This is a genomic window from Pseudoalteromonas sp. 11L1 (genome assembly GCF_055397545.1).
On sequence record NZ_AP041141.1, the window covers coordinates 762188 to 781005 of the forward strand.

Genomic DNA, 18818 nt, shown 5'->3' on the forward strand with positions numbered 1-18818 from the left:
TTATAAATTTTTTAGGGCCTATCTTAATTTGCATTATTTGTTTTGCTCTAATTTATACCGTCATCTCAGAAATTAGTTTACTGGAAGCTGTTGGGTCTAGTCCTTTTATTAAAGAAAAAAGTGGAAAGGTTCTTTTACTTTTTTTCCTTTTCCCTTTTTCTTTATTTTTTTTAGCTTCTATTCAGAAGTTATTAAATTATAAATCTGAATACTTAATGACAGGCTTTGTTAAAGGGTTGTTTATTGCATTATCTTTATTTCTTTTGCTAGTAATCCCTTTCAACTTGTATATAGAGTCATATATAAAAAGCAATGGCTATACTTATTGTAATTGGTATACCAGTCCATCATTCAGAGGTCCCGATGTTTGGTTAAAAAATGATGAGTTATGCTTACAAGATGGCTCTGTCATAACCAGTGATGTTACCGATTGGTTTGAACAGAAAAGTCAACAAGGTATTGAGCCAACAATTAATGAACTTGAAGTTTTTATACAAGAAACTAGAGCAGAGTATAATCGTTAAAATTAACTCAAAATTGCTGCAGTCGTTTTTATTTAAAATAACCAGCTAAGCTAAATAATTTTATAAAGGGATTTTTCTGGCTTCCAAAGGTAAATTTAACCCTAATAAAAATAAGCTATAAACAATGTCTATTTTAGAATGGAAAAAATCCGAAGAACGTTTTACAGAGCAAAGCTTCGAACATAAATTAATTGTTGTGATAGGCCTGTTTGCTTTTATATTATTTACAATTGCTTTATTTTATTTCTCTTATTATGGGTTTGTTGAAAATGTTTATTTTGATGAGTCGCTTTATTATATTCGAGAAAGCGGCTTGTTGGCTCCGATAATAGTAATGGCTCCATTTCCTGTTTTAATGACAATTGCAGGCTTACAAAAAGTATTGAACTTCCGCAATGAAAAAACAGTAAGGTTAATGGTAAAGCTTATGCTGCGCGCAATACCTTTATATATAATTTTATCTATTGTTAATAGCTTTTACATTGAATCTAAATTAACACGTGAGGGATATAGCTTTTGTAATTGGTATACCAGTCCATCATTCAGAGGTCCCGATGTTTGGCTAAAAAATGATGAATTATGCCTACAGGGTGGCTCTGTCATAATCAGTGATGTTACCGATTGGTTTGAACATAAAAATCAACAAGGTATTGAACCTTCCGTTGATGAGTTAAAAGAGTTTATAAAAATAACTCGAAAAAGGCGCGATGATTATATAAATAATATGTAGCAGCCAGTCCATTTAAATGAGTAACAGGCCAAGCCCTATTTAAAGCGAGTTTTATAACTCGCTTTTTTATTGTCTAAATATTCTATAAATAAAAATGCCATGCTGTTGTCATCCCTGTGTGTTGATATTTAACGAATACAACACTAAGGAAAACAATAATGTTAAACAAATCAATAATAGCCCTTTCTTTGCTATCACTATTAACTGGTTGCTCACTAGATGGTGATGACGGCCAAGATGGCGCACAGGGTGTACAAGGTACAGCGGGTAATAATGGCGAAAACGGCACTAATGCAAATTCAGCTTTAAATATCAATCTTATTGGCCGCGCAGTACTCAATGCACAAAGCCCGGAAGGGGCAGCTGAAATAGTCGCCTACCAAGCCTCTAAAAAATGGATTTATGCCATTAATAGCTCTGGTGATGAAGCTGTTGTGAATATCATTCCTGCCGATACGTTCGACACTGCAGCATTAGTAAAAGATAACGAAGGTATTGTAACTGCGACCAACTTAGCCTCTGCCATTACGCTCTCACTAAATGAAAATACGCCTGGCGATGCAAACAGCATAGCTATCGATGCGAATAACCAATTATTAGCGGTAGCAATGGCTGCTACAAGCGTGGGTGAAGCTGGCCAAATAGCGTTTTACAATATTAGCGGAGATACACCAGTATTTATTAAAAATGTAACAGTAGGTGCCCTACCCGACATGGTAGCATTTAGTCATGATGGTGCAAAAGTAGTGGTTGCTAATGAAGGCGAACCTAATGGCGACTACAGTATCGACCCCGAAGGCACTATCAGCATTATCGATATTAATAACGGCACTATTGCCGATACTGCTATGAGCATAAACTTTCAAGCTTACAATAATAAGCAAGCTGAATTAGAAGCGCAGGGTTTAGTGTTTGCCAATCCTACTGGACGTACTATTAATGGTAATTTAATAAATACCACCGTCGCTATGGATTTAGAGCCAGAGTATGTGAGTATTTCCAAGGATAATAAATACGCCTATGTCTCTATTCAAGAAAATAACGGCCTAGCTATCATCAACCTTGCAGATAATTCCCTTGAGCTAAAAGGGCTCGGTTTTAAAGATTGGTCAAACTTACAATTTGACGCTTCAGACAAAGACGGCGGTGTTAACTTTAAATCATACCCTGGTTTATATGGCATGTATCAGCCAGATACAATTGCAAGTTTTAGTTGGAAGGGAGCCAACTTTATTGTATCTGCCAATGAGGGTGATGCACGCGAATACTTTTTTGATGCCAGCGATGAAGCTGATTGTATAGCCAAGGGGGGCCTTGATTATGACGCTAAAGATGGGTGTTTGGCATATATAGATGAAAGCCGCGTAGAAGATCTAGCTCTCGCAGCTAACTTCGATTACTTAAATAACGATGATAACGACATTGGTCGTTTAAAAGTTACAACAGTAAAAGGTGATAAAAATAATGATGGCCAATACGAATCTCTTTATGCCTATGGCGCACGCTCATTTACCATTTGGGATAGCAATGGGCTGGTGGTGTTTGACTCAGGCGATCAAATTGCACGGGTGACCGCTTCTGTTCATGGTAACGCGTTTAATAACAACGAAGATGAAAACAAAGGCGATACACGCTCAGATGATAAAGGGGCAGAACCCGAAGCGCTAACATTAGGTAAGGTTGGCGATAGGTTGTTTGCTTTTGTTGGCTTAGAGCGTATGGGCACAATAATGGTGTTTGATATAACCAACCCTTACGATGTGAAATTTCAAGACTACTTCTATAATCGTGGTTTAGAACCAAGTGCAGATATAAGTGGCGATCTCGCTCCTGAAGGAATGACGTTTGTTCCTGCAGCGCAAAGTGCAACAAACGAAGCACTGCTCATAGTAGGTAATGAAATCTCAGGCTCAATTGCCGTATGGGAAATAACAACTCAGTAATTAATAAAGTGTTATGTAAAAGCGATTAGCAGTTATCTATAAATCGCTTTTACTTCCTCCCCTCTTGCAATCATGCCTTGTGTGAATGAATTTTAATCAAAAACAGCTCTGCAGCCCTTTGTTTGTATGGTTACTGTACTAAATTGAAATTAATTTAATAAAACTGAAATAAAGCATTGACCCTCTCCAGAATATCCCTATAATGCGCATCCACTGACCCGGCAGGCAGCAATGAAAAGCGCTGAACAAACGGTAAGTGAGTCGAGTAAAACTTAGCTTTCAAATATTTTAAAAGAAACTGAAATTAAGTGTTGACAAAAAAATAGGAAAGCGTAGTATGCGCAGCCCTAGCGAGATAAAGTTTAACGCTTTAATCGCAACGTTCTTTAACAATATAAAGCAATCATCTGTGTGGGCACTCGTACAGATTGAGTTCTAACAGCCAAGCTTAGTTTACTAAGTGAGGCAAACAAATTTAGAGTCTCAATTGAAACTGAGTGACCAACAGAATAGTTACTTTGGTAATTATTCAGCACAGTCAATTCAATATCGAAAGATATTAAATAAATTCAGAATTCATTGAGCTGTCGAAAGACATAAAACTTTTTAATTGAAGAGTTTGATCATGGCTCAGATTGAACGCTGGCGGCAGGCCTAACACATGCAAGTCGAGCGGTAACAGAAAGTAGCTTGCTACTTTGCTGACGAGCGGCGGACGGGTGAGTAATGCTTGGGAACATGCCTTGAGGTGGGGGACAACAGTTGGAAACGACTGCTAATACCGCATAATGTCTAAGGACCAAAGGGGGCTTCGGCTCTCGCCTTTAGATTGGCCCAAGTGGGATTAGCTAGTTGGTGAGGTAATGGCTCACCAAGGCGACGATCCCTAGCTGGTTTGAGAGGATGATCAGCCACACTGGGACTGAGACACGGCCCAGACTCCTACGGGAGGCAGCAGTGGGGAATATTGCACAATGGGCGCAAGCCTGATGCAGCCATGCCGCGTGTGTGAAGAAGGCCTTCGGGTTGTAAAGCACTTTCAGTCAGGAGGAAAGGTTAGTAGTTAATACCTGCTAGCTGTGACGTTACTGACAGAAGAAGCACCGGCTAACTCCGTGCCAGCAGCCGCGGTAATACGGAGGGTGCGAGCGTTAATCGGAATTACTGGGCGTAAAGCGTACGCAGGCGGTTTGTTAAGCGAGATGTGAAAGCCCCGGGCTCAACCTGGGAACTGCATTTCGAACTGGCAAACTAGAGTGTGATAGAGGGTGGTAGAATTTCAGGTGTAGCGGTGAAATGCGTAGAGATCTGAAGGAATACCGATGGCGAAGGCAGCCACCTGGGTCAACACTGACGCTCATGTACGAAAGCGTGGGGAGCAAACAGGATTAGATACCCTGGTAGTCCACGCCGTAAACGATGTCTACTAGAAGCTCGGAACCTCGGTTCTGTTTTTCAAAGCTAACGCATTAAGTAGACCGCCTGGGGAGTACGGCCGCAAGGTTAAAACTCAAATGAATTGACGGGGGCCCGCACAAGCGGTGGAGCATGTGGTTTAATTCGATGCAACGCGAAGAACCTTACCTACACTTGACATACAGAGAACTTACCAGAGATGGTTTGGTGCCTTCGGGAACTCTGATACAGGTGCTGCATGGCTGTCGTCAGCTCGTGTTGTGAGATGTTGGGTTAAGTCCCGCAACGAGCGCAACCCCTATCCTTAGTTGCTAGCAGGTAATGCTGAGAACTCTAAGGAGACTGCCGGTGATAAACCGGAGGAAGGTGGGGACGACGTCAAGTCATCATGGCCCTTACGTGTAGGGCTACACACGTGCTACAATGGCGCATACAGAGTGCTGCGAACTCGCGAGAGTAAGCGAATCACTTAAAGTGTGTCGTAGTCCGGATTGGAGTCTGCAACTCGACTCCATGAAGTCGGAATCGCTAGTAATCGCGTATCAGAATGACGCGGTGAATACGTTCCCGGGCCTTGTACACACCGCCCGTCACACCATGGGAGTGGGTTGCTCCAGAAGTAGATAGTCTAACCCTCGGGAGGACGTTTACCACGGAGTGATTCATGACTGGGGTGAAGTCGTAACAAGGTAGCCCTAGGGGAACCTGGGGCTGGATCACCTCCTTATACGATTTAGAACTTATTTGTTCGTAGTGTCCACACAGATGATTGTTAGTTAGTTTTACCCTTTGGGTTAACTAATTAATATGCTCTTTAAAAATTTGGAAAAGCTGATAATAAAATTCGTATGAATAACATTGTTATTTGTACAGAGTTTTCAAAAGTAAAAAAGAATGATAGCAGTATCATTCAGTGCCATTTAATAAACGTTTTACGTTTGTTGATTGGTATCTACTTTAGTATTCAATATTAACTTCTGGCGAAGTTAAACTGTCACGAAACAAAGACCCGTTTGGGTTGTATGGTTAAGTGACTAAGCGTACACGGTGGATGCCTTGGCAGTTGGAGGCGATGAAGGACGTATTAACTTGCGATAAGCCTAGTCAAGCTAGTAAAAAGCACTTGAGACTAGGATTTCCGAATGGGGAAACCCACCTGCTTGCAGGTATCGTTAACTGAATACATAGGTTAACGAGGCGAACGCGGAGAACTGAAACATCTAAGTACCCGTAGGAAAAGAAATCAACCGAGATTCCGATAGTAGCGGCGAGCGAAATCGGAACAGCCCTTAAGCTTATTATGTGTTAATGGAAGGCTCTGGAAAGTGCCACGATACAGGGTGATAGTCCCGTACATGAAAATGCATTTTAAGTGAAATCGAGTAGGTCGGAGCACGTGAAACTTTGACTGAATATAGGTGGACCATCATCTAAGGCTAAATACTCCCAACTGACCGATAGTGAACCAGTACCGTGAGGGAAAGGCGAAAAGAACCCCTGTGAGGGGAGTGAAATAGAACCTGAAACCGTGTACGTACAAGCAGTAGGAGCCCCTCGAGGGTGACTGCGTACCTTTTGTATAATGGGTCAGCGACTTATATTTTGTAGCGAGGTTAACCGATTAGGGTAGCCGTAGGGAAACCGAGTCTTAACTGGGCGAATAGTTGCAAGGTATAGACCCGAAACCCGGTGATCTAGCCATGGGCAGGTTGAAGATTGAGTAACATCAATTGGAGGACCGAACCCACTAACGTTGAAAAGTTAGGGGATGACCTGTGGTTAGGAGTGAAAGGCTAATCAAACCGGGAGATAGCTGGTTCTCCCCGAAATCTATTTAGGTAGAGCCTCGGACGAATACTTACGGGGGTAGAGCACTGTTAAGGCTAGGGGGTCATCCCGACTTACCAACCCTTTGCAAACTCCGAATACCGTAAAGTAATATCCGGGAGACACACGGCGGGTGCTAACGTCCGTCGTGAAGAGGGAAACAACCCAGACCGCCAGCTAAGGTCCCAAAGTCATAGTTAAGTGGGAAACGATGTGGAAAGGCCCAGACAGCCAGGAGGTTGGCTTAGAAGCAGCCATCCTTTAAAGAAAGCGTAATAGCTCACTGGTCGAGTCGGTCTGCGCGGAAGATGTAACGGGGCTAAACTATGCACCGAAGCTGCGGATTCAGAATTTATTCTGAGTGGTAGGGGAGCGTTCTGTAAGCGGTTGAAGGTGTACCGGGAGGTATGCTGGACGTATCAGAAGTGCGAATGCTGACATGAGTAACGATAATGCGGGTGAAAAACCCGCACGCCGGAAGACCAAGGGTTCCTATCCCATGTTAATCAGGGTAGGGTAAGTCGACCCCTAAGGCGAGGCCGAAAGGCGTAGTCGATGGGAAACGGATTAATATTTCCGTACTTGGTATAATTGCGATGGGGGGACGGAGCAGGCTAAGCAAGCATGGCGATGGTAGTCCATGTGAAAGTGTGTAGGCTAGTGACTTAGGTAAATCCGGGTTACTGTTAGGCTGAGACACGAGACGAGTCACCACGGTGATGAAGTTGCTGATGCCATACTTCCAGGAAAAGCCTCTAAGCTTCAGATTATACCGAATCGTACCCCAAACCGACACAGGTGGTCAGGTAGAGAATACTAAGGCGCTTGAGAGAACTCGGGTGAAGGAACTAGGCAAAATCGTACCGTAACTTCGGGAGAAGGTACGCTCCGATTGGTGATGAGACTTGCTCTCTAAGCTGATTGGAGCCGCAGTGACCAGGTGGCTGGGACTGTTTATTAAAAACACAGCACTGTGCAAAATCGCAAGATGACGTATACGGTGTGACACCTGCCCGGTGCCGGAAGGTTAATTGATGGGGTTATCTTCGGAGAAGCTCTTGATCGAAGCCCCGGTAAACGGCGGCCGTAACTATAACGGTCCTAAGGTAGCGAAATTCCTTGTCGGGTAAGTTCCGACCTGCACGAATGGTGTAACCATGGCCACGCTGTCTCCACCCGAGACTCAGTGAAATTGAAATCGCAGTGAAGATGCTGTGTACCCGCGGCTAGACGGAAAGACCCCGTGAACCTTTACTACAGCTTGGCACTGAACATTGAACCTACATGTGTAGGATAGGTGGGAGACTTTGAAGCAGAGACGCTAGTTTTTGTGGAGTCGTCCTTGAAATACCACCCTTGTAGTTTTGATGTTCTAACGTTGGCCCCTGAATCGGGGTTACGGACAGTGCCTGGTGGGTAGTTTGACTGGGGCGGTCTCCTCCCAAAGAGTAACGGAGGAGCACGAAGGTTGGCTAAGTACGGTCGGACATCGTACGGTTAGTGTAATGGTAGAAGCCAGCTTAACTGCGAGACAGACACGTCGAGCAGGTACGAAAGTAGGTCATAGTGATCCGGTGGTTCTGAATGGAAGGGCCATCGCTCAACGGATAAAAGGTACTCCGGGGATAACAGGCTGATACCGCCCAAGAGTTCATATCGACGGCGGTGTTTGGCACCTCGATGTCGGCTCATCACATCCTGGGGCTGAAGTCGGTCCCAAGGGTATGGCTGTTCGCCATTTAAAGTGGTACGCGAGCTGGGTTTAGAACGTCGTGAGACAGTTCGGTCCCTATCTGCCGTGGGCGTTTGAGAATTGAGAGGGGTTGCTCCTAGTACGAGAGGACCGGAGTGAACGAACCGCTGGTGTTCGGGTTGTCATGCCAATGGCATTGCCCGGTAGCTACGTTCGGAACTGATAAGCGCTGAAAGCATCTAAGCGCGAAGCAGGCCTCGAGATGAGTTCTCACTAGACTTTTAAAGTCTCTGAAGGGCCGTTGAAGACTACAACGTTGATAGGCAAGATGTGGAAGTGGTGTGAGCCATTAAGCTAACTTGTACTAATTACCCGTGAGGCTTAACCATACAACGCCAAACGCGTTTTATGTGATAGTGAAACAAGCGAAGAAGTTAATAGACTAAAGTAGATTACTGAAAACTTTTATTATCAGAATTCCAAATTTTAGTTAGTGCGTAGCGATACGGACTGACACCAAATTTGCTTGGTGACAATAGCGTTTTGGACCCACCTGACCCCATGCCGAACTCAGTAGTGAAACGAAACAGCGCCGATGATAGTGTAGCATTTGTTATGTGAAAGTAGGACATTACCAGGCTCCAAATAAGAGAAACCCGTTACAGAAATGTGATGGGTTTTTTGCTGTTTGAAGGAAAGCAAAATGCGCACATTCACCCAGCACCTATCGTGTAGGTTGGGCGAGCGAAGCGACTCCCGACACAATGATAGTATCCCATTTGTTATGTGGCTTTCCATCGCTGTGGACACTACGACATTCTAGGGCATTGTCGCTCGACTCCAAATACAAGAAAGCCCGATTCGAAAGAGTCGGGCTTTTTTACGTCTGCAGGAAAGTGAAAGTATCAGCCGTCAGCTATCAGCTGCACAGCGTAAATCTGACCACCGTAGCGTGGGTTGAGTATCTAGAACCCCGCGGGCAAAATAACGCAACGTTAACCTCAGAGCCAACGCATCCCATTAAAAACATAAATGTACCTTGCTATGTGGCTCTCTAGCGCTGTAGGCACTACGATATTCTACTGCGTGGTCACTACGAAGGAACGCGCCGACGGCAAATATGTGCAAACTCGAATCTAAATTTAGGTCTTTTGAAGGGTATATGGGCTGATAAAGTCATCAGTCCATATATTTAATAATCAGCGAGGTAGTTAGCTATTAGACAAGAATACAGTAAGTTTTTTACCTATTTTTAAGTGGTCGCTCGAAAGGTTATTCCATTGTTTGAGTTTATTAATACTTACTTTGTAATACTTAGCGATTTTCCATAAACTTTCGCCTGATTTAACCTGATGTTCAATTTGGGTATCGGCTAATTGAGGGAGCACAAGCTTTTGGCCAATTCTAATGGTGTTACTTTTTAGATCGTTAAACGCTTTGAGTTGGCTAATACCCACTTTGTAGCGTTTCGCTATAACACTTAAGCTATCGCCACGTTTTACTGTGTAGTGTTGCCACTGACTATAATCATTGGAATCAAGATTAGCGAGCATGTTTTTAAATTGTGTTTGTTCAGCAACTGGAACAACAATGTGGGGTGCATCAATAATGGCAGGAAAGCGGATCACACCATGGTTTAAAGATTCAAGTTGCTGCCATTGCTTTTGGTTATCTAAAATGACAGCGCCATCAATAGGCAATACTGCAATTGTTGGGCTGTTTGAAATTGCAGGAAAGGCCATTTTTTTGCTTTTTAATAATTGTGCCGCAGCTAGTAATTTTGGCACGTACTGACTGGTTTGTTTAGGCAGTTTTAAATTAAAAAAATCAGTGGGCTTACCCTGCTTTTTATTATTTCTGATGGCTCGTTGTACACGGCCTTCACCTACGTTATAAGCCGCAATTGCATGATACCAATTGCCATCAAAGCGCTTGTGTAAATACTCCATAAAATCCAGCGCAGCTCGGGTACTGTCTATTACGTCTTGACGTCCGTCATACCAAGGGGATATTTGCACTTTAAAATATTTAGCAATAGCAGGCGTTAGTTGCCACAACCCAGAGGCATGTTTATGTGAGTACGCACTGGCATCAAAGTCACTTTCAATCAACGGCATTAATGCCAACTCAATGGGTAACCCGCGTTTTTCGACTTCGTTTACAATATAGTAAAGGTAAGGTTCGGCTCGGCGGCTAATTTCGTCCATATAATTTGGATGAGTTAAGTACCATGCAATGCGTTTTTGCACCGCCGGGTGGCTGGAATCAGCAAATGACAGCTGCGCCTTAATGCGACCCCATACATCGTCTAGTGCTTGTGCACTGATTGGTGGAATGTGCTCAACAACCTCTTCGGTCTCATTTTTTACAACGGGAGTTGGCAGCGTTGTAGTTTTTTTAGGCTCAGGGGGTGGTGCGTTGAGCGTGGTTTCACAGCCAGATAAAATAATAACCAGCGGTAGAATGCGGATAAATTGATTTACAAACACGTACTAAACTACTCCGAAAATATAAATGCGGCTAACTTAAAGCAGATAAGCTTAACATAGGGTGAGTTAAAAGTGACTTGTAGATGGATTAACCTGTGCCTTAAATTGCTCTTTGTAGCGGCGGGATAAGTTAAATGCGGTGATTAAAAAGTTTCTAATTTAGCCTCTATTTCATGCGATTGAGCTTGTAGGTGTTTAGCTGAAGTTAAATTACCTAATTTTTTTTCTATTTCAGCCACCCTCTTTAAGGATATAGTTAGATCTTTAAGCACTGTTAATGTATCCCCAAAATTAGTTTGAAGCTGCCTGTCGAGCTGTAAGCTTTGCGCATACGCGGCTTTGGCGGCGGGTAAATCCCCGAGTAGCTGCTCAATATTACCCACATTATCAAACGAGACAGACAGGTCCCGTAATACTTGTGGTGAGTCACCAAGGCTCGTTTGCAGTTGTTGGCGAATCGCTAAGCTTTGCGCATACGCGGCTTTGGCGGCGGGTAAATCCCCGAGTTGCTGCTCAATATTACCGACATTATCCAACGAGACAGACAGGTCCCGTAATACTTGTGGTGAGTCACCAAGGCTCGTTTGCAGTTGTTGGCAAATTGCTAAGCTTTGCGCATACGCGGCTTTGGCGGCGGGTAAATCCCCGAGTTGCTGCTCAATATTACCGACATTATCCAACGAGACAGACAGGTCCCGTAATACTTGTGGTGAGTCACCAAGGCTCGTTTGCAGTTGTTGGCGAATCGCTAAGCTTTGCGCATACGCGGCTTTGGCGGCGGGTAAATCCCCGAGTTGCTGCTCAATATTACCCACCTTATTAAACGAGACAGACAGGTCCCGTAATACTTGTGGTGAGTCACCAAGGCTCGTTTGCAGTTGTTGGAAAATTGCTAAGCTTTGCGCATACGCGGCTTTGGCGGCGGGTAAATCCCCGAGTTGCTGCTCAATATTACCCACCTTATCAAACGAGACAGACAGGTCCCGTAATACTTGTGGTGAGTCACCAAGGCTCGTTTGCAGTTGTTGGCGAATCGCTAAGCTTTGCGCATACGCGGCTTTGGCGGCGGGTAAATCCCCGAGTTGCTGCTCAATATTACCCACCTTATCAAACGAGACAGACAGGTCCCGTAATACTTGTGGTGAGTCACCAAGGCTCGTTTGCAGTTGTTGGCAAATTGCTAAGCTTTGCGCATACGCGGCTTTGGCGGCGGGTAAATCCCCGAGTAGCTGCTCAATATTACCGACATTATCCAACGAAACAGACAGGTCCCGTAATACTTGTGGTGAGTCACCAAGGCTCGTTTGCAGTTGTTGGCAAATTGCTAAGCTTTGCGCATACGCGGCTTTGGCGGCGGGTAAATCCCCGAGTTGCTGCTCAATATTACCCACATTATCAAACGAGACAGACAGGTCCCGTAATACTTGTGGTGAGTCACCAAGGCTCGTTTGCAGTTGTTGGCGAATCGCTAAGCTTTGCGCATACGCGGCTTTGGCGGCGGGTAAATCCCCGAGTTGCTGCTCAATATTACCCACCTTATCAAACGAGACAGACAGGTCCCGTAATACTTGTGGTGAGTCACCAAGGCTCGTTTGCAGTTGTTGGCAAATTGCTAAGCTTTGCGCATACGCGGCTTTGGCGGCGGGTAAATCCCCGAGTTGCTGCTCAATATTACCCACCTTATCAAACGAGACAGACAGGTCCCGTAATACTTGTGGTGAGTCACCAAGGCTCGTTTGCAGTTGTTGGCAAATTGCTAAGCTTTGCGCATACGCGGCTTTGGCGGCGGGTAAATCCCCGAGTTGCTGCTCAATATTACCCACCTTATCAAACGAGACAGACAGGTCCCGTAATACTTGTGGTGAGTCACCAAGGCTCGTTTGCAGTTGTTGGCAAATTGCTAAGCTTTGCGCATACGCGGCTTTGGCTTCAGGTAACTGGCCAATATTACTTAGTAAGTCACCTAATCTATCTAAGGCGATACTCAAATGCCTTTTTCCTTGGTTTGTAACCGCACTTTGCAGCTGTTCTATCTTGGCCCTAGTTTGGTAGATAGCTTCATCAAGTTGTAAAGATGACAATAGTAGTTCATTTGAGGTTTCAGAGTCTGGCAGCTCGGTATTTAATTGAATATTAGAAGGTAGTTCAATTATTTGTTGGCGGACACTCCAGATATCAGGCGCCCAAGTGACAACATTAGCTGCACATGTATAAGGTAGCTCAATGAAAATAGGGCTTTTTACAATATTTTCCAACTGCGAGCGGCGCTTATTTAAAGTTGCTAAGGTTTTGGCTCTTAGCGTATCCCAAACCCCTTCTTGATCTACCTGTGTTAGCGCTACCCAAACGGGAGAGTAGCTTGCGTTAGCGTCAAAAATTTCATCAATAACTTTATTTGGTAAATCTGTTTGAGTTATTGGCTTTATACGGCGTAACGGTTTACTGTGACTGCGCATAAAGTCATCTAGCCGCTGTTTAAGGGCAAAACTCGCTTGAGTATTTTCAACAAATACAAAAAAAAGAGAGAAGTCTTCGTGCCACTCAAGTGTGAGTTTTAACTCTGACCAGATGGCCTCAAAATCATGATTATTCATTAAAGTAGTCGTTCATAATTGGAGGAACTTGGTACCAAATACTACCATTTTGATAATTTAAAACTAATGAATGATCAAATAAACGAATAATTGGTGGTAAGTCGCTGGCAAGGTCATTTATACATTGTGCTAGGTTACCGCTGTGCTTTCTGCAATGAATTAACCATTTTCTATCTTGTGCATTTAACCATTGGATATTCTTAGTTTCTTCTAAAATTGCTTGCTTCACAGGAGTGCTATTAACTCTATTTACAGGAAAATTGACTTTACCAAGTACTGCTTTTTTAGTGGTATGGCGTATTAAAGCAAACATTCGACGAACGTTACCACCGCATAGCCATGCAAACTCCTCTATCACGGGCTTTGAAATATAATTTTCCCACTCAGGAAAACGTTTTTCGACTACACACACCATTTTGTCTATACCTTCTGGGTTTTTCTCAATTGGCTTTTCTTTTTTAGGTGTTTGTATAACTTTAAAATTTGGTAGCGAAAAGCTCCCAGAATAAAATTGGTCAATGCTAGGAAGTACAGCATGGATATACGGGGGAACAGTATAAATTACGGTAATATTTTCAAAAGATAGTCGGGCAGGAGAGTTAAAAAACAAGTCTTTAAGAGATTCAAATAATACGTGTTCTTGACCATTAGGTGCAGACAGTCTCTCTAATGAATCAACAACAAGAACAACTTTATCTTGATTGGTATGTCGTTTAACTGATGCAGAGACATCGTTTGCAAACTTGATGGCCTCTTGAAAAAACTTATTTGAGCTATTAGCAAATTTTATTAATTCTTGTTTAAAAGTTATATTTTCTTCTAGGGAGAACTCAACCTCAGCCCCGGCTGCTTTTATTTTAGGTTTTAGCTCTACTTTTGAGTCCATTGCTTTTTTTGTGCGTTCCCAAATTGTTTCAGTAAGGAAATCATCGCCATATGCTTTTTTAACAGCGTGAGATAAGCCAGCTAATGCAGTAAAAATCAATTCAGTTTGAGTAATTGCAGGCTCATTTAAATCTAAAAAAGAGTCTGCACTGCAGTAAAAAGCCGGTATGTTTTTTACTTTGAGATCAGCCAGTAAACGCTGGAGTTCAGTGGTTTTACCTGCGCCTCTAAGTCCAGAGAATAAATAACAGCCAGGAGTATCTTCCCATTCGATGGCCTGTTTCATATCTTCAACACTGTCGTGAGCATCATCAGGAGCACGATTAACATAGTAATTTAATATATCATCGCGTTTAGCCGTATCTAGGAATGCATTATGAAAGTCTTTAGGGGTATTCATCAAAAGTCCCATCAGTTGATATGTTCAAACTTAATTAAGTTAAAGATAGCACGCGAGGTGAATTAGTGTCACTAGATTACTAGTGATATTAGTGTTTTAACCAAACACACACCTAAAGCAGGCGCCTTGTGGTTTTGGTACATAAATTAAATCGCCACCGTGGTTGAGCATTATTTGCCGAGAGAGGCTAAGGCCAATGCCGGAGCCTTGTTGCTTGGTAGTAAAAAATGGTACGAAGATCATATCCACCACATGTTCGCTGATGCCTGGGCCATTGTCACTAATTTCTATGTAGAGTTGTTGGCTGGCGTTTTGCGCCAAGCTGATTTCGACCCTTGCTTGAGTGGCATTCTCAGTACTGTACTTTTGGTTACTCTTTAGTACTTCAAGTGCATTTTTTATTAAGTTTACTAATACTTGCTCTATTTGACTGCTATCAAGCATCACTAATTGCTGGCTTTGAATTGTAAGCTCTATATCTATTTGCAGTTCACGGGCTTGTTGTTGATGTAAAGCGACAATATGCGTTAGCATATCGGCTAAATTTTTAGGTGCTAAATTAGGTTTAGGTAAGCTACTAACTTGGCGAAAACGAGCAATAAAATCACCTAAATGAGCTGTTCTTGATGCTAACGTGCTTAGTGCAAGCTGTAAGTCTTGTTTATCTTCAAGCTCATTAAAACATAATGCTTGTGGCAGCAAATTACTGCAGGTATCAGCTAGTGATGATAGTGGCGTAATAGAGTTGGCAATTTCGTGAGTGAGCACTTTAGTTAAGCGTTTATATGCTTGTTGTTCTTTAAGTTGTAATTGGTCGTGAATTGATTGTAAGCTCACTACACGGCGAACCCTCCCTTGTATTTCGGCGATACTCAGTTGAATTGATAGGGTGTCGTGTTGCTCGCCATTTTGCCAGTAGGTGGTGCTGCGGATATTGTGTTCGGCGTTTAAAATTAACTCTCCAACAGCGCCTAACTCATGTAAATTTTGGAAGCTTTTACCTAGTAACTTACTAACGGCTGGGTTTGATTCGATCACCTCGCCGTTATCATCACATACCATAACGGCTAAATCAACATGGATGAGCAAAGCTTGTAAAAACTGAGCTTGTTGCTCGGCATTAAAGCGCGCTGTTTGCATTTGTGCTTTTACTTGCTCAAATTGCTTAAGCATTGGGTGTTGCTGACCAAGCCCTAATGTACTGTCGCCATTAGCTAAAGCGCGGATCACCATTTCAGCTTGTTTTTGTTGGCGCTTAAACAGCGTAAAAATATGCGCTATTAGCGCCGCTGCGACTAGCATCATTAATAATGTCGTCGCTGAAAAACCATGCTTTTGCAATACATAGCTAAGCAACGCACTAACACTTATAAGTGCGATAATATTAAATGAAAGTAATAAATTAGCTCGCATGATTATAGCCCGTACTTTTCAAGGCGGCGGTACATGGCACCACGGGTTAAACCCAGTGCTTTGGCTGCATGACTCACATTACCTTGATGGTGCTTAAGTGCTGCGCGAACTGTGCGTTGTTCGAGTATGTCTAAATCAAAGGTGTCGTACTGTAGCTGATTGTTTATATCCTCTGTACTTTGACTCGCAGAATGAGCGCTAGGTGCTGCGCTATTACCTACAACTGAGGTTATATCGAGTGTATCCCCTTCAGTTAATATAACCGCACGCTCTATAGCGTGAGCCAATTCACGTACATTACCTGGCCACGCGTATTGGCAAAGCGCACTCATATCATCATCGCTAATGGTTAAGCTGCGTTTATATTTTTGCGCAAAGTGTTTTAGGTAGTAATTAGCTAATAATGGAATGTCATCGCTGCGCTCCCGTAATGCTGGAAGGCGAATTTCAACGGTGTTTATCCGATACAATAAATCTTGACGAAAACGCCCCTCTGCGACGGCTTGATCAAGGTTGTCGTTAGTGGCGCAAATAAGGCGAATATCTATATCAACGGCTTTACTGCTGCCAACGGGCGTTATTTGTCTATTTTGGAGTGCAGCCAGTAATTTGGCTTGATGCTCTAAGGGTAAATTACCCAGTTCATCTAAAAATAAACTGCCACCGTGGGCAAGCTCAAATTTACCAATTCGATCGCTTTTTGCATCGGTAAACGCGCCTTTTTTGTGGCCGAAAAGTTCGCTTTCAAATAAATTCTGCGCCACCGCACCCATGTCTAAACTCATAAATGTTTGATTATGGCGCATACTTGCTTGATGAATGGCGTGTGCGGTCAACTCCTTCCCTGTGCCACTTTCACCGGTTATTAATATGTTGGCATCAGTTTGAGCTGCTTTTTCTATGGTGCTAAACACCTGTTGCATCGCATTGCTTTGACCTAAAAACTCAAAGTTAGGCGTGTTTAAGGCTTGGTTTAACCCCTGTTTTTGCCGCGTTAATTTGCCCACTTGCTGTTTGTCTTTGGCGTGTGAAAATGCAGCGGCGACTGCGCCAAGTAATTGCTCGTTTTGCCAAGGCTTGGCAATAAAATCAGAGGCCCCCGCTTTAATTGCATCTACGGCTAATTGAATATCTCCGTAAGCGGTCATTAGTAAAACAACGATATTAGCGTCTTGTTCGATAATTTTTTTAAGCCAATAAAAGCCTTCTTTGCCACTGATTGAGTCTTGGGTAAAGTTCATATCAAGCAGTATTACGTCAACGGGCTGCTCGAGCTTGCGTTGCTCGTTAATGATGCCTGCAATGTCAAATGGATTGTCTGTGGTTTTAACACTTTGATAATGCTGTTTTAGTAATAAACGTGCTGCAATGAGAATGTCTGGGTTGTCATCAACAATTAGAAGAGAGCCTGTGTGTTTCATGTTTTTTATTCTTATAGAGTTTTATTTAGCCTAAAACAAAAAGGGGACAGTGTCCATAAATGGACGTTCATAAGATAACAAAGTGTTCTATAAACGGACACTACAAATATGTGAACAATCAAAATAAACATTAACCTTTTGAATTTATTGGTTAAATAAAACTGGCACAGCGTTTGTAATAACTATCGGTAATTAGTTTATTAAACCTGTATCAAGGTAGCCGACATGGATAAAAAAATAGAACGCTCATTTACGCAGAAGTATTTTAAAAAATTTACTTTTGCAGCTCTTACTTTAGGTGTTGCTGCGGCTGCATATGGTTATACGCAAAGCAGTGATACGGGCCGTAGCCAAAATATCGAGCGTAGTGGCTTAACGGTTAGCACGGTTAAACAAGGTGCCTTTAAAGATGCCTTAAGCTTACGCGGTCAAGTTGTGCCAAAAACCAGTATTTATCTCGATACCATTGCTGGTGGTCAAGTGGAAGAGCGATTAGTCGAGCAAGGTGAATATGTTGAGAAAGGCCAACCGCTCGTGCGCTTAAGCAACACTAACTTACAACTTGATGTAATGAGCCGTGAAGCACAAGTTACCGAGCAGCTTAACTTTTTACGTAATACGCAAATGACCATGGAAACCAGCCGGTTAAACTTACGCCGCGACTTATTAGAAATCGAATTAAAAATAACTCATTTAACACGTCGATTAAAACAAACTAAACCTCTGGTTAAAAGTGGCGTATTGGCGCAAGACCAACTAGCTGAGCTCGAAGAGGATTTAAATTATTACCAAGCCCGTAAAGAGCTCACCCTTGAGCGCCAACAGCAAGAAAATTCAATCCGTGAGGTGCAAGTGGCGCAGTTGTCAGACAGCGCTAGAATGCTCGAAAAAAATCTACAATTTGCGCGTCGAAATCTCGACAACTTATTAATCAAAGCACCGGTATCGGGTTATTTAAGCGAACTTGATGTGGAAATTGGCGAATCTAAAAACAGTGGTGCGCGGTTAGGCCAAATAGATATTCCTAATGAATATAAGTTAGTGGTGCGCATGGATGAATTTTATTTAAACCAAGTGCAGCGTGACATGGCGGTAATGATTGAGCTAGAAAGCGGCACGGTGAATGCAAAAGTGAGCAAAATCGATAGCCGCGTACAGCAGTCACAATTTCAAGTAGAAGTGGACTTACCCAGTAACACTAAAAGCATTAAGCGCGGCCAAAGCATTGATATTGAGTTAATGCTAGGGGGTGACAGTAACAATGCCTTACTGCTTAAACGCGGGGCTTTTTTTACTAACTCGGGCGGTAACTGGGTTTATGTAATCGAGCAGGGCGGTGATAAAGCAGTGCGCCGTGATATTCGCCTAGGCAAAAAGAATCAACACTATTTTGAAGTGCTTGAAGGGCTAAACGCTGGGGATAAAGTGATTACCTCTAGCTACAGTAACTTTGACAAAGCACAGCAACTACAATTTTAAGGAT

Annotated in this window: 9 protein-coding genes and 3 rRNA genes; 7 read left to right on the forward strand and 5 right to left on the reverse strand. The window is 43.0% G+C overall.

All coding sequences use genetic code 11. The features are described from left to right. Positions 1–179 precede the first annotated feature (179 nt). From ACZ5WS_RS03575 to rrf, 6 genes are all read left to right on the forward strand, one after another. A complete protein-coding gene (locus tag ACZ5WS_RS03575) occupies positions 180–524 on the forward strand; it encodes a hypothetical protein (protein WP_464711471.1) in 345 nt (114 codons plus the stop codon). 124 nt (positions 525–648) lie between these two features. Further along, positions 649–1254, forward strand: coding sequence for a DUF1240 domain-containing protein (locus tag ACZ5WS_RS03580; RefSeq protein ID WP_464710674.1), 606 nt, complete (start codon positions 649–651; stop codon positions 1252–1254). Positions 1255–1412: 158 nt separating this feature from the next. Further along, positions 1413–3197, forward strand: a complete 1785-nt coding sequence (locus tag ACZ5WS_RS03585; RefSeq protein WP_464710676.1) for a choice-of-anchor I family protein — start codon at positions 1413–1415, stop codon at positions 3195–3197. Positions 3198–3804: 607 nt separating this feature from the next. Next, positions 3805–5340, forward strand: a 16S ribosomal RNA gene (locus tag ACZ5WS_RS03590). A 297-nt stretch (positions 5341–5637) separates the two neighbouring features. Next, positions 5638–8522: ribosomal RNA gene (locus tag ACZ5WS_RS03595) — 23S ribosomal RNA — on the forward strand. Positions 8523–8658: 136 nt separating this feature from the next. Then, a 5S ribosomal RNA gene (gene rrf, locus ACZ5WS_RS03600) occupies positions 8659–8773 on the forward strand. The 16S, 23S and 5S rRNA genes sit together here, the layout of an rRNA operon. A gap of 571 nt (positions 8774–9344) precedes the next feature. On the opposite strand, the gene ACZ5WS_RS03605 is transcribed toward rrf, so the two are convergent. The 5 genes from ACZ5WS_RS03605 to ACZ5WS_RS03625 all read right to left on the reverse strand — a co-directional run bounded on the left by ACZ5WS_RS03605 (position 9345) and on the right by ACZ5WS_RS03625 (position 17335). Beyond that, positions 9345–10622 (reverse strand): LysM peptidoglycan-binding domain-containing protein, encoded by a 1278-nt coding sequence (locus ACZ5WS_RS03605; protein ID WP_464710678.1) that lies wholly within the window; start codon positions 10620–10622, stop codon positions 9345–9347. A gap of 143 nt (positions 10623–10765) precedes the next feature. Beyond that, positions 10766–13216 carry a tetratricopeptide repeat protein gene (locus ACZ5WS_RS03610; RefSeq protein WP_464710680.1) on the reverse strand — a complete coding sequence of 817 codons (2451 nt, stop codon included), beginning with the start codon at positions 13214–13216 and terminating at the stop codon, positions 10766–10768. Next, positions 13209–14501 (reverse strand): hypothetical protein, encoded by a 1293-nt coding sequence (locus ACZ5WS_RS03615; RefSeq protein WP_464710682.1) that lies wholly within the window; start codon positions 14499–14501, stop codon positions 13209–13211. Before ACZ5WS_RS03615 ends, ACZ5WS_RS03610 begins: the two co-directional genes overlap by 8 nt. Positions 14502–14597: 96 nt before the next feature. After that, positions 14598–15914: a sensor histidine kinase gene (locus ACZ5WS_RS03620; protein ID WP_464710684.1), complete on the reverse strand. Its 1317-nt coding sequence runs from the start codon at positions 15912–15914 to the stop codon at positions 14598–14600. Positions 15915–15916: 2 nt separating this feature from the next. Further along, positions 15917–17335, reverse strand: coding sequence for a sigma-54-dependent transcriptional regulator (locus ACZ5WS_RS03625; RefSeq protein ID WP_464710686.1), 1419 nt, complete (start codon positions 17333–17335; stop codon positions 15917–15919). 225 nt (positions 17336–17560) lie between these two features. On the opposite strand from ACZ5WS_RS03625, the gene ACZ5WS_RS03630 reads away from it, so the two are divergent. Next, complete coding sequence (locus tag ACZ5WS_RS03630) at positions 17561–18814, forward strand: efflux RND transporter periplasmic adaptor subunit (RefSeq protein ID WP_464710688.1); 1254 nt, start codon at positions 17561–17563, stop codon at positions 18812–18814. The last annotated feature ends 4 nt before the right edge of the window (positions 18815–18818 follow it).